Below are 13,090 nucleotides of genomic sequence, written 5' to 3'. Positions count from 1 at the left end.
CCCTGTGTCGGCGGGGCATGCCACCATCGTGCGGGCGGTTACTGGTGATACGAGATCAAGAAGAGACGATGAAACAGCAGGGCGTGCACCCCGAAGACGCGGAGGGCACCTCTGAGGTTTCGTCGCGCCCGGACACCGGCGACGACTCGGACGAGCGCACTTCGAAGGCGTCCGAGAAGGCAGATCCGGCCAAGAAGGCGGACCCCGACGGGCGAGCCGACGGGCAGGCGGACGCGCACAAGGAGAGGGGCGACGAGGCGGCGGACTGCGCCGACGACGACGCCCACAGCGAAGAGGTCGAGGGCGACGAACCGCTGCTCCCCGCGCGCGTGCACCGCCCTTCCGACCTGATGCGTCTCCTGGTGGGCGTGCTCGCGGTCGCCTTGTTGCTGGCGATCGCCGCGTTCGCGCACGGCACGACGTCGGGGCTGGCGCAGGACATCAACAAGGGCACCGACGAGGCACCCGACCTGCTGATCAAGATCGCGGGGCTCGCGTCGAGCATCGCGATCCTCCTGGTGCCGGTCGCCTTCGCCATCGAGCGGCTGATCAAACGCGACGGGCTGCGCATCGCCGACGGTGTGCTGGCCGCCGTCCTCGCACACGGAGTGACGCTCGCCACAGATCTGTGGGTCGCCAAGGCGGCACCGGACTCGATCCAGAAGGCGCTCACACAGCCCTCCCCCGGCGACATCCACGCCCTCACCGACCCAGTGCACGGCTATCTCGCGCCGGTCATCGCGTACATGACGGCCGTCGGCATGTCGCGCCGGCCACGCTGGCGTGCGGTGCTGTGGGTCGTGCTGATGCTCGACGCCTTCTCCATGCTGGTCACCGGCTACACGACCCCGTTCTCGATCATCCTCACCGTGCTGATCGGCTGGAGCGTGGCCTACGGGACGCTGTACGCGGTCGGCTCGCCGAACGTGCGGCCCACGGGGCGGACCCTGATGGCGGGCCTGCGGCACGTCGGCTTCCACCCGGTGAGCGCGGCCAGGGACGAGACTCCGGAGGCCCTGGACGGCGACCGTGGCCGCCGGTACTTCGTGACGCTCCAGGACGGTCCACCGCTGGACGTCACGGTGGTCGACCGCGAGCAGCAGGCTCAGGGCTTCTTCTACCGCGTGTGGCGCCGTCTGACGCTGCGCGGCATCACCACGCGCCGCAGCCTCCAGTCACTGCGCCAGGCCCTGGAACAGGAGGCCCTCCTCGCGTACGCGGCCATCGCGGCCGGAGCCAACGCGCCCAAGCTGATCGCGACCTCCGAGCTCGGCCCCGACGCCGTGATGCTGGTCTACGAGCACACCGGTGGGCGCACGCTCGACTCACTGCCGGACGAGGACATCACCGACGACCTGCTCCGGGACACCTGGCACCAGGTGCAGGCGCTGCAGTCCCGGCGCATCGCGCACCGCAGGCTGGCCGGCGACGCGATCCTGGTGGATCGTTCCGGCACGGTGATCCTCACGGATCTGCGCAACGGCGAGATCGCGGCCGGTGAGCTGCTGCTGCGCATGGACGTCGCCCAGCTGGTGACCACGCTGGGCCTGCGGGTCGGCGCGGAGCGCGCGGTGGCGTCGGCCGTCGGGGTGCTGGGCCCGGACGCGGTCGCGGACTGTCTGCCCATGCTGCAGCCCATCGCACTCACGCGCTCCCACCGCGCGACGCTGCGGAAGCTGGCCCGGGAGCGGTCGGAGCGCGAGCGCGAGGCCGTCCTGGAAGCCTCCCGGCAGGCCAAACTGGCCCGTGCCGAGGAGCACGAGCACACCCCCGAGGCGGCCAGGCCCGTCCTGGAGAAGCCCGACAAGAAGGCCGTACGCGCGGAACAGCGGGCCGAGAAGCGCGCCATCGACGACGCTCTGGAGGAGGCGCGCGAGGAGGATCTGCTCACCCAGATCCGTCACCAGGTGCTCCTGATCAGGCCGCAGGCGCCGGTCGAACCGGCTCGTCTGGAGCGCATCCGGCCGCGCACGCTGATCAGTTTCATCGCGGGCGCGTTCGGCGCGTACTTCCTGCTGACGCAGCTCACGCACATCGAGTTCGGCACGCTCTTCGACAACGCCGAGTGGGGCTGGGTCGCCGCGGCCGCGCTCTTCTCGATGCTGAGCTACTTCGCGGCGGCCATGAGCCTGCTGGGTTTCGTGCCCGAGCGGGTGCCGTTCATGCGGACCGTTGCCGCGCAGGTCGCCGGGTCCTTCGTGAAGATCGTGGCGCCCGCGGCGGTGGGCGGTGTCGCCCTCAACACGCGGTTCCTCCAGCGCTCGGGGGTACGGCCGGGGCTCGCGGTGGCGAGTGTCGGCGCGTCGCAGCTGTTCGGGCTCGGCTGCCACATCCTGATGCTGCTCTCCTTCGGCTATCTGACCGGTACCGAAAAGACGCCCTCCTTGTCGCCGTCCAGGACCGTCATCGCAGGTCTGCTGACCGTGGCGGTCCTCGTCCTCGTGGTGACCTCGGTGCCGTTCCTGCGGAAATTCGTCGTCACGCGCGTGAGGTCGCTGTTCGCGGGTGTGGTGCCGCGCATGCTGGACGTGCTGCAGCGGCCGCAGAAGCTCCTCACCGGCATCGGCGGCATGCTCCTGCTGACGGCCTGCTTCGTGATGTGCCTCGACGCGTCGGTCCGGGCGTTCGGAACCGAGGGCATGCCCTCGCTGAGCATCGCCAGCGTCGCCGTGGTCTTCCTCGCCGGAAACGCGCTCGGCTCCGCCGCGCCGACCCCGGGTGGCGTGGGCGCGGTCGAAGCGACCCTCACGGTCGGCCTGATCGCCGTCGGGCTCCCCAGCGAGGTCGCGGCGCCCGCCGTCCTCCTGTACCGACTGCTCACGCTGTGGCTGCCCGTGCTGCCGGGGTGGCTGTTCTTCAACCACCTCACGCGCAAGGGCGCGCTCTGACCCCTGAGGTGCCCCTGGGCCGCTCCTCGGCTGCTCCTGGGCTGCTCCTGGGCTGCCCTTGGGACACAAGAGCGCGCTCCACAGAGGGACGTAGAGGCTCTCACCCGCACGGCCCGTGCCCCGAGCGTCCCGCCCAGGGCGACCTCAGGATGGGAGCATGCCGAACCCTTCCCCGCTGCGGGCCGCCGCCCTGACCGCCACCGCTGTTCTGCTGTCGGCGGCCATCGCCGGCTGCGGCGGTGACGGTGACTCCAAGGACGAGGACCTGTCGGCGCAGAAGCTGAGCTGGAAGGACTGCCCGGAGCCCTCCGAGGCCGAGGGCGGCGGAGACGCCCCGTCGCCGCTGCCGGACGGTGACACGTGGAAGTGCGCGACCCTGAAGGCGCCCCTCGACTGGGACAAACCCAAAGGGGACACGATCGGGCTCGCGCTGATCCGCGCGGAGACGAGCGGCGCCAAGGACAAGCGCATCGGTTCACTGATCTTCAACTTCGGCGGCCCCGGCGGCTCGGGCGTGACCACGCTGCCCTCGTTCGACCAGGACTACGAGCAACTGCGTACCCGCTACGACCTGGTCAGCTTCGACCCCCGGGGCGTCGGCCGCAGCGCGGGCGTGAAGTGCGAGAGCAACGAACAGCTCGACGAGTACTTCCAGCAGGACGCCACCCCCGACGACACGGCCGAGCAGAAGACACTCCTGGACGACACCAAGGAGTTCAACGCGGCCTGCGAGAAGAACTCCGGCAAGACCCTCCCGTACGTGCGCACCACGGACGCGGCCCGCGACATGGACCTGATGCGGCAGGTCCTCGGCGACGACAAGCTGCACTACTTCGGCATCTCGTACGGCACGGAACTGGGCGGTGTGTACGCCCACTTGTTCCCCAAGAAGGTCGGGCGGGCCGTGTTCGACGCGGTTGTGGACCCGACCCAGAACTCGGAGCAGGGGTCGCTCGGGCAGGCCAAGGGCTTCCAGCGCGCGCTCGACAACTTCGCCGAGGACTGCACGTCGAAGACGGAGGACTGCCCGCTCGGCGACAGCCCCCAGGACGTCAAGGACCGGATCGCCAAACTGCTCACGGACCTCGACAGCGAGCCCATCCCGGGCGTCTTCCCCCGTCAGCTGACCGAGACCGCCGCCACCAGCGGCATCGCACAGTCCCTGTACTCGCAGGAATTCTGGGAGTACCTCACCGTGGGACTCCAGCAGGCGTACGACGGCGACGGCAGGGTGCTGATGCTGCTGGCCGACTCGATGAACGGGCGCAACCAGGACGGCGAGTACAGCAACCTCGCCGCCGCCAACGTCTCCATCAACTGCGCCGACGACAAGCCGCGCTACACCACCGCCGACGTGCGATCGAAGCTTCCGGAGTTCCGCGAGGCATCGCCCCTCTTCGGCGACTATCTGGCGTGGGGCCTCGTCGGCTGCACCGACTGGGCCGTGGCGGGCGCCGCCGACCACCCGGACGTGAGCGCGTCCGGCTCGGCGCCGATCCTCGTGGTGGGCAACACCGGCGACCCGGCCACGCCCTACGAGGGCGCCCGCAAGATGGTGGACTCGCTGGGCAAGGGCGTGGGGGTGGAGCTGACGTACAAGGGCCAGGGGCACGGGTCGTACGACAGCGGAAACAAGTGCGTGCGCGACGCCGTGAACGGCTATCTGCTGAACGGCAAGGTCCCGCCGACCGGCCAGGTCTGCTCGTGAAAGAGCAGGTCAGACGGTTATCCACAGGGCTTCACGGCGCTCGCGGGCATCTGCCTACTATTGCCTGACTGTCATCCGCGACATCCGGCGGACGACGCCCGCGAGGGGGGAAGTGTTCATGGCGCGTATCGCACGGTGGACGGCCGCGGCCGCCGCCGCGTTGCTGGTGGCCGGCTGCAGCGGCTCGTCCGGGAGCGACGGGGACGAGAGCAAGGACGACGGAAGGCCGCCTGCCGCGGCGCCCTCCGACACCACTGGACTGCCCGCTTCCCTCACGTCGCAGAAGCTCGACTGGAAGGGCTGCAAGGCCACGGCGACCGGCCCCGCGCCGGGCGGCGACTGGCGGTGCGCGACGCTCAAGGTGCCGCTGGACTGGTCGAAGCCGACGGGCGAGACCATCGGCATAGCGCTGATCCGCAGCGAGTCGAGCGGATCCTCGGACGAGCGCATCGGCTCGCTGCTGTTCAACTTCGGCGGCCCGGGCGGCTCGGGCGTCGACTATCTGCCGCCGTACGGGCCCACGTTCGCCGAGCTCCACAAGCGCTACGACCTGGTGAGCTGGGACCCGCGCGGCGTCGCGGCCAGCGAGGGCGTGCGCTGCCGCGACAACAAGGAGATCCAGACGGCCGAGTCGGTCGACACCACACCGGACACCTCCGCCGAGGAGGCCACGTTCCTCAAGGACGCGGCCGACTTCGGCAAGGGCTGCCAGGAGTCGGCGGGCAAGCTCATGGATCACGTCTCGACGACCGACACGGCCCGGGACATGGACCTGATGCGCCATGTCCTCGGCGACCAGAAGATGCACTACTTCGGCATCTCGTACGGCACGGAACTGGGCGGCGTGTACGCCCACTTGTTCCCCAAGAACGTGGGGCGGCTGCTGCTCGACGCGGTCGTCGACCCGAGCGCCGGCACGGTGGGCCACGCAAAGAACCAGGCCAAGGGCTTCCAGCGCGCCCTGGAGGACTACCTCGAGTCGACGGGCCAGGACCCGCAGGAGGGCTCCCAGAAGATCGTGGATCTGCTGAAGCGGATCGACTCCGAGCCGCTGCCGACGGCGAGCGGCCGCGACCTCACCCAGCAGCTGGCCCTCACGGGCGTCATCTACCCGCTCTACAGCAAGTCGTCCTGGCCCGCGCTCACCAGCGCGCTCGAAGCGGCCGAGGACGGCGACGGTACGGAACTGCTCGCGCAGGCCGACGGCTACAACGACCGTGACGCGTCGGGGCGCTACGGCACGACGACGCATTCACAACGGGTCATATCGTGCTTGGACGACAAGGAGCGGCCGACGCCCGAGGAAGCGAAGGCGCTGCTCCCCGAGTTCCGGAAGATCTCGCCCGTCTTCGGCGATTCGATGGGCTGGGACACGGCGGGCTGGTGCCACGACTGGCCGGTGGCCGGCCAGTACGAGACGGCGGAGGTGAGCGCGCCCGGAGCGGAGCCCGTCCTGGTGGTGGGCAACACCGGCGACCCGGCGACGCCGTACGAGGGTGCCCGCAAGATGGCCGACGAGCTGGGCAAGGGCGTCGGTGTGCAGCTCACCTGGAAGGGCGAGGGACACGGGGCGTACGGCAGCGGGAGCGACTGTGTCGACAGCGCGGTGAACGACTACCTGCTGGACGGGAAGGTGCCGGAGGACGGCAAGGTCTGCGAGTAGCGGCCCGGGCGGTCCCGACCGGGGCAATGGGAAAGGGCCCGGCACACCCGGTGCCGAGCCCCTCCTCCGAAGAAGGCGTACGCCTAGTACACCGGCTTCTCCGGCTCGATCTGGTTGACCCAGCCGATCACGCCGCCGCCCACGTGCACGGCGTCCGCGAAACCGGCCGACTTGAGGACCGCGAGGACCTCCGCGCTGCGGACACCCGTCTTGCAGTGCAGGACGATCTTCTTGTCCTGCGGAAGGGTCTCCAGGGCGGTGCCCATGAGGAACTCGTTCTTCGGGATCAGCTTGGCGCCGGGGATCGAGACGATCTCGTACTCGTTGATCTCGCGGACGTCGATGATCTCGATGCTCTCACCGTCGTCGATCCACTCCTTGAGCTGCTTGGGAGTGATCGTCGAGCCGGCGGCCGCCTCCTGGGCCTCCTCGGAGACGACGCCGCAGAAGGCCTCGTAGTCGATGAGCTCGGTGACGGTGGGGTTCTCGCCGCAGACCGCGCAGTTCGGGTCCTTGCGGACCTTGACCTGGCGGTACTGCATCTCCAGGGCGTCGTAGATCATCAGGCGGCCGAGGAGCGGCTCGCCGATGCCCGCGAGGAGCTTGATGGCCTCGTTGACCTGGATGGAGCCGATGGACGCGCACAGCACACCGAGGACGCCGCCCTCGGCGCAGGAGGGGACCATGCCCGGCGGCGGGGGCTCGGGGTAGAGGCAGCGGTAGCAGGGGCCGTGCTCGGACCAGAAGACGGACGCCTGGCCGTCGAAGCGGTAGATCGAGCCCCACACGTACGGCTTGTTGAGCAGCACGCACGCGTCGTTGACCAGGTAGCGGGTCGCGAAGTTGTCCGTGCCGTCGACGATCAGGTCGTACTGGCTGAAGATGTCCATCACGTTCTCGGCCTCGAGCCGCTCTTCGTGAAGGACCACGTTCACGTACGGGTTGATGCCCAGCACGCTGTCTCGCGCCGACTCGGCCTTGGAGCGGCCGATGTCCGCCTGACTGTGGATGATCTGGCGCTGCAGGTTCGACTCGTCGACCTCGTCGAACTCCACGATGCCGAGCGTGCCGACGCCGGCGGCGGCCAGGTACATCAGCGCCGGCGAGCCCAGGCCGCCGGCGCCCACACAGAGCACCTTGGCGTTCTTCAGCCGCTTCTGCCCGTCCATGCCCACGTCGGGGATGATCAGGTGGCGGGAGTACCTGCGGACCTCGTCTACGGTGAGCTCAGCAGCTGGCTCGACCAGGGGTGGCAGCGACACGGGGACTCCGTTGGTCGGTCAATCACTACAGTTGTTCTCCCCGTAACACTGCCACGCCCTTCTTCATTCCGAGACACCCGTTCCGATCCGCGAGACGATTTCGTCCCAGTAGCCGGGCATGCTCTCCCAGGGGTCGGCCGAACCCCCGCGATCCGTGCGGTCGGTGAAGTAGATCGTCGAGGCGCCCTGCCAGCGCGCGATGCGCAGCGCCTCGTCGAGATGGCCGCGGGGCACGCTGTGCACGAAGTGGCAGAAGCGCTCGGGCGGGTACTCGGCGGTCCACTCGGCCACCTGCGACCAGCGGTAATCGCTCCAGGGCCCGGCGAAGGTCACCAACTGGTCGGCGGCCTCGGCATATCCGGGATACGGGTGGGTGCCGTGACCGAGGACGATATGGCCCTCGCGGCCCTGGCCGAACAGCGCGCGCAGGGTGGTGGCCGTGCGCCGGACCTCGGGCAGCGCTGTCCGCTCCGTGGGACAGCGGTCCAGGAGGAAGCCGTCGACCTGGTACCAGTCGCGATAGCGGTGCGCGTCGGAGACGAGCTCGCCGAAGGCTCGTGCGCCGTACGTCACATCCAGGTGGCCGAGGACACGGACGCCCGCGTTGCGCAGGCGTCCGGCCGCCTCCAGGCAGCGGGGGTCGGGGCGGGTGCCGGGGCCGTCGGCGACGTTCAGGACGACCCAGTGCAAGGGGGTTCCGGGGCGGGTGAGTTCGCCCCATTCGACCGGGGCGACAAGGGGGTGCGCATAGCCGGGGATGCCGAATCCGGCCCGTAAGTCGGTGCTCGCGGTGCCCGTTGCGGTGCTGGTCAGATGCGGCATGCCGCCTCCATCCAGATGTCGGCGAGGGATTCCTCGAGGTTGATCCGGGGGCGCCAGCCGAGCCGGTCGCGTGCGGTGCGCACGTCGGCCTGCTGCCAGCTGCCGCAGCCGTCCGGGTAGGGGTAGGCGGCCGGGGCCGTGTGCTCCGATTCGGAGCGGGGGTGGCCGATGGTCGGCCTGACCGGGACGGGCGGACCGTCGAGTTCGTGCAGGGCACCGCCGTAGCCGGCGACGCGTGCGAGGACGGAGGCGGCGTCGCGGAGGCGTACCGCACGACCGGATCCGATGTTGATGACGCCCTGTGCGGCGGAGAGGGAGGCGGCATGGACGGCACGGGCGACGTCGCGTACGTCGATGAAGTCGCGTTGGACGCCGAGGCCACCGAGTTTGAGTTCGCCGTCGCCGGACTGCATCGCGCGACGCATGGCCTCGGCGAGGCGGCCGAGGGGCGAGCCGGCCGGGGTGCCGGGTCCTGCGGGCGAGAACACCCGCAGGACGACGGCGTCGAGGCCGGACCCGAGGACCAGTTCGGTGGCGGCGAGTTTGCTGACGCCGTACGGGCCGCCGGGGCGGGGCACGGCGTCCTCGGCCGTGGAGGAGCCCGGCTGGCTGGGGCCGTACTCCGCGCCGCAGCCGATCTGCACGAGGCGCGCGCCGCAGCCGCTGCGGCGCAGGGCTTCGCAGACGGTGGCGACGGCGACGGTGTTGTGCCGGGTCAGCTCGCGGGCGCCGCCGCGGGTGGCACCGGCGCAGTTGACGACGACGCCGGGGTGCACCGCGTCCAGGAAGCGGGTGAGCGCGCCCGGGCTGCCGCTGGCGAGGTCGAAGCGTACGTCCGCGTCGTCGCCCCGGCCGAGCGCGGTGAGCTGCACGGCAGGGTCGGCGAGGAGGCGGTCGGCGACGAACCGGCCCAGGTATCCGTTGGCTCCGATCAGCAGCACCCTCATCGGGCGGCTCCCGGGGCGGATTCTCCGATGCGGAGGGTGATCATCTGGCGTTCTCCTTCAGGGTGTTGCCGTGGGTCGTGCGGAAGGCCCGCGGTGTCGGCCCCGCGGGAAGGGCGCTCGGCGCGGAGGCCGGGCGCCGGGGGCGGTTCACGGTGTGTCGCCGTGTGCCGCGTGGGCCGAGGCCCGGGTGAGGGTCCTGGTCGCGTGGATCAGGAGGACGAGTGCCGCGCCCCCGCACACGAGGGCGGGGACGGATCCCGGCCCCCAGGCGTCGGCCACGGTCTCGACGGGCCGGGCCAGGAGCGAGCAGCCGGGCAGTCGGCCGGCGAAGACGCTCACCAGTGCCAGCGCCTCGGCCGTGCCCGCGGCCGCGAGCATGACGGCGGGAGCGTGGGTGAAGCCGTGCACGGTGAGGAGCCGGGCGAGCAGCAGAAGCGCGCCGAGGGCACCGGCCGCTGCGTACGCGGGAGGCTCGCCCAGCCATGCCCCGCTGCCGGCGAGCAGTCCGCCCAGGGCGCAGAGGAACAGTCCGAACACGCCCAGGAGCAGGGGTCTTACGGAGGATGCGAACTCCTCCAGGCCCCGGCTGGTGGCGAGTCGGCGCCGGGCGCGTACGGCGAAGAGGTGGGCGCACCAGGCCGCCGGGGCGACGGCCAGGGTGAGCGCGAGGACGGACGCGAGGGTTATCGGCCAGGGGCTGTCGGAGCCGCCGGTGGGCGGTCCGGCGGGGCCGCCCTCGATGCCCGCGGCGAGCAGGCCGTCGCCGAGAAGCGCGTAGGCGAGGAGCCCGCAGGTCCACGCGCGTGTGGACGTCGTCGGGTGCCAGGCGCGTGCGACGCGCAGAGGTCCGCGGCGTACGGCCGCGCGCAGGCCCATGGAGATGGCGAACACTCCCACGACGGCCACCGCGAGACGCGGCCGTCCCTCCGTGAGCCGGAGTCCGGTCACGGTCGCAGCGCACAGGGCGCCCGGCAGCAGGGTGAGCATGGCCCAGTCGGCTCGCACCCTGGGGGTGTCGGGCGCCTCGGACGGCGGTGCCGTGTCGCCGGCGCGGGGCACGCGCGCGTACATCTCCTCGGCGAGCGAGAACACGTCCCGGTGCCGGAAGCGCGTGGCGGTCCGGTCGGTCACACCGTGCGCCTCCAGCCCCGCGGCGATCTCCAGCGGGTCCACCGCGCGCTCGCACAGCTCGCGGTGGCGGTGCATCAGGGCCTTCACGGGGTCGACGGCTCCGCGCCGGGCGGGGGGCTTGCGGTCCCCGACAGCGCCTCCCCTGGCGTGGGCGGACGCCTCGCGGTCGGAGCCGGCCGGCTCGCTCCCGTGGGCGGAAGCCCCACGGGCGACGGAAGAGGCCTCGCCCGCGCGAGCCGACGGTTCCCGGCCGAAAGCCGAAGCCACGCCCACGCCGGCACCCGCACCCGCACCCGCACCCGCCCCCGCACGGTCACCGGCACCGGCACCAGCACCAGCACCAGCACCAGCACCAGCACCAGAGACATCCCGCCCGAGCCGGGAGGCATCCGCCACGCTCGACGCCTCGCGCCGGGCATCCGCCACCCTCGACTCACCCAACTGCACGTCCACCACTCGGACTTCTCCCGGCTGGACGTCGACCACCCTCGTCTCGCCCACCTCGGCGTCCGGGATCGTCCCCAACTCCTCGGCGCCCATCAGCCACTCCTCGGACCTCGCGTCCCATGCCTCGGGGCGTCCCGGCTCCCGGGTGGCGTCCGCGCGGCCCGTCCGTCGTCGTCCGTTCACCGTGCCCCCTCCCCCGCGGGCACGGGCTCACCGGAAGCGGCCCCCGAGGCGGACCCGAGTGGGACGCCCCGGACGGGTGGTCCCGCGGCCCATCCCGGCCCGGGTCTGCCCGCGACCAGTCGGGTGCCGGAGTCGGCCCACCGCCCCGGCACATGGACCTCGGCCGGTATGGCGAAGGGCAGAGGTTCGCCCGAGGCGTCGACGAGGACCCGCCGGACCGGACAGCGCGCGACGATCTCCAGGTAAATGCCGTGAAATGCCGTGATGTTCTGCTCGACGGTGAACAGTTCGAGCGCCCGCGCGCGTGCCGCCGCGCCAAGGCGCGCACGACGCTCCGGGTCGCGCAGCAGGGAGACGCACGCCTCGGCGAGCGCCCGCGGATTGCGCGGCGGCACCACGAGACCCGTACCGCCGATGACCTCCACGACCGCTCCGACATCGGTGGACACCGTGGCGCGTCCGCAGAACATCGCCTCGACGAGGCTGATCGGGAAGCCCTCGACGACGCTGGACAGGACGACGACGGCGCCCGCCTCGTACGCCTCGGGGAGGGTCGGTACCTCCGGTCCGCCGATCTCCTCGAAGGAGACGGGGTTGTCGCCGACGGTGTGCACGCCGTCCGCCTCGTCGGGGAAGAGCTGCGCGGCCAGCGCCCTGCAGTGCGCCAGATAGGTCGCGCCCTCCAGCCCCTCGGCCGGCGCGCCGACGATCCGCAACCGCGTCTTCGGCTCGGCCTTGCGGATCTCCGCGAAGGCGTGCAGCAGCGAGATCAGGTCCTTGGCGGGCTCGATGCGCCCGACCCACACCAGGGTGTCCGCGTCGGCGGCCTCGGCACTCTCGCCCACGTCCGAGAAGCGGGACGCCTCCATGCCGGGATAGACCGTACGGATCCTGGCGCGGTCGGCGCCGCAGCGCTCCTGCCAGCGGCGGGCGTGCGTGTTGCCGGGCGTGATGATCTCGGCCTGCCGATACGCCTCGGCGGCGAGCCGGCCGTGGAACGCGGCGAGCAGCGCCCGCGCCGAGGACGAGGCCACACGGCCCTCCAGATCCTCCCGCGCGCCCAGATAGTGCGCCCGCAGCTGCACGCCGTACTCGGTGACGAGCAGGGGCACGCCCGTGAAGTGCCGCGCGAGCAGCCCGGGCAGGGCCGCCGCGCCGCCGGACGTGGCATGGCACAGGTCGACCGAGCCGAGCCCGTCGTCCTCGTACCAGTCGAGGGACAGCGGTCTCAGCGTGCGCTCCACCTGGGCGGCGACGGTCAGCAGGTCCGGTACGCGTGCACCGCGTGCGGCACGAAGTGCGCCGGGCGCGCGGCAGGCACGCTCCAGGGCGCGCACAGCGGTCTCGGAGCGCAGGGCGCCGACCAGTCCGCCCTCGTCCCGGGCGAGTTCCGCGAGCCCGTACAGCGCATTGCCGAAACGGTCCGCCACAGCCGCGGAGGCGCCCCCGGCCGTTTCTCCGCCCACAGCCGTTCCCGCGGATCCGGCTGCCGCGGCAGACCCGGCCGACGCCTCGAACGCGGCGGAGCCCACGGGCGCGTCCCCGGCGCACACGGCCGCCGCCAACTCCTCGTAACACTCGGCGAACCGGCGCCGCGCCCGTCGCCCGTATCCGACACCGTCGTCCTCCGCGGTCCACAGAGGTGCCGTGCGTACGCGGCTGACCTGGGGCGGGAGCTCGATCCAGCCCTCGTCCTCCTGTTGCTCGCTGCGGCTGAGCGCGTAGATGTCGAACTCGTGCTGCCCGAGCCCGCGCACGAGCCGGTCGCACCAGAGCCTGGCGTCACCGCTCACATACGGATAGCCACCCTCCGTAAGCAGTCCGATGCGCACGAGCGCACCCCCGATCTCCCGTATGGGGAGCCGCCGTTGACCCGGCGGCTCGCAGCGGGACGAACGTATGCGGACATGACGGTGGCGGGGGGGGGGGGGGGGGGGGGGCGCCCCCCCCCCGGGGGTGTGGGGGGGGGGGGCGGGGGGGGGGGCGCGCCCCCCCCCCGAGTGTGAGGGGGGCGGGCCCCGGGGCGGGGGTAAGCCAGG

The 13,090-nt window shown here is 71.7% G+C and carries 8 protein-coding genes; 3 read left to right on the top strand and 5 right to left on the bottom strand.

Annotation, left to right across the window (positions count from 1 at the left end; genetic code table 11):
- The first annotated feature begins 68 nt into the window (after positions 1 to 68).
- The 3 genes from ACIBEI_RS13190 to ACIBEI_RS13180 all read left to right on the top strand — a co-directional run bounded on the left by ACIBEI_RS13190 (position 69) and on the right by ACIBEI_RS13180 (position 6,259).
- Entirely contained in the window at positions 69 to 2,888 is a 2,820-nt protein-coding gene (locus tag ACIBEI_RS13190; RefSeq protein ID WP_398888101.1) for a lysylphosphatidylglycerol synthase domain-containing protein, read from the top strand.
- A 157-nt stretch (positions 2,889 to 3,045) separates the two neighbouring features.
- Entirely contained in the window at positions 3,046 to 4,596 is a 1,551-nt protein-coding gene (locus tag ACIBEI_RS13185; protein WP_398888099.1) for an alpha/beta hydrolase, read from the top strand.
- Positions 4,597 to 4,714: 118 nt separating this feature from the next.
- Entirely contained in the window at positions 4,715 to 6,259 is a 1,545-nt protein-coding gene (locus ACIBEI_RS13180; RefSeq protein WP_398888097.1) for an alpha/beta hydrolase, read from the top strand.
- A gap of 83 nt (positions 6,260 to 6,342) precedes the next feature.
- Here the strand turns inward: ACIBEI_RS13180 and moeZ are convergent, their stop codons facing one another.
- The 5 genes from moeZ to ACIBEI_RS13155 all read right to left on the bottom strand — a co-directional run bounded on the left by moeZ (position 6,343) and on the right by ACIBEI_RS13155 (position 12,883).
- Positions 6,343 to 7,521, bottom strand: coding sequence for an adenylyltransferase/sulfurtransferase MoeZ (gene moeZ / locus ACIBEI_RS13175; protein ID WP_266496389.1), 1,179 nt, complete (start codon positions 7,519 to 7,521; stop codon positions 6,343 to 6,345).
- Between the two features lie 63 nt (positions 7,522 to 7,584).
- Entirely contained in the window at positions 7,585 to 8,343 is a 759-nt protein-coding gene (locus ACIBEI_RS13170; protein ID WP_398888094.1) for a spherulation-specific family 4 protein, read from the bottom strand.
- The gene (locus tag ACIBEI_RS13165) at positions 8,331 to 9,290 is read right to left on the bottom strand and encodes an NAD-dependent epimerase/dehydratase family protein (RefSeq protein ID WP_398888092.1); all 960 of its coding nucleotides are present in this window, start codon (positions 9,288 to 9,290) and stop codon (positions 8,331 to 8,333) included. Before ACIBEI_RS13165 ends, ACIBEI_RS13170 begins: the two co-directional genes overlap by 13 nt.
- 147 nt (positions 9,291 to 9,437) lie before the next feature.
- Complete coding sequence (locus ACIBEI_RS13160; RefSeq protein WP_398888090.1) at positions 9,438 to 11,051, bottom strand: hypothetical protein; 1,614 nt, start codon at positions 11,049 to 11,051, stop codon at positions 9,438 to 9,440.
- On the bottom strand, positions 11,048 to 12,883 hold the full coding sequence (locus ACIBEI_RS13155; protein ID WP_398888088.1) for a DUF3492 domain-containing protein: 1,836 nt from the start codon (positions 12,881 to 12,883) through the stop codon (positions 11,048 to 11,050). Before ACIBEI_RS13155 ends, ACIBEI_RS13160 begins: the two co-directional genes overlap by 4 nt.
- Positions 12,884 to 13,090 lie beyond the last annotated feature (207 nt).

Origin of the sequence: Streptomyces sp. NPDC050988 (assembly GCF_044456225.1) — a bacterium.
Lineage (GTDB): Bacteria > Actinomycetota > Actinomycetes > Streptomycetales > Streptomycetaceae > Streptomyces.
The sequence above is the reverse complement of the archived record's forward strand: the minus strand, read 5'-3'. Positions and strand labels throughout refer to the sequence as shown.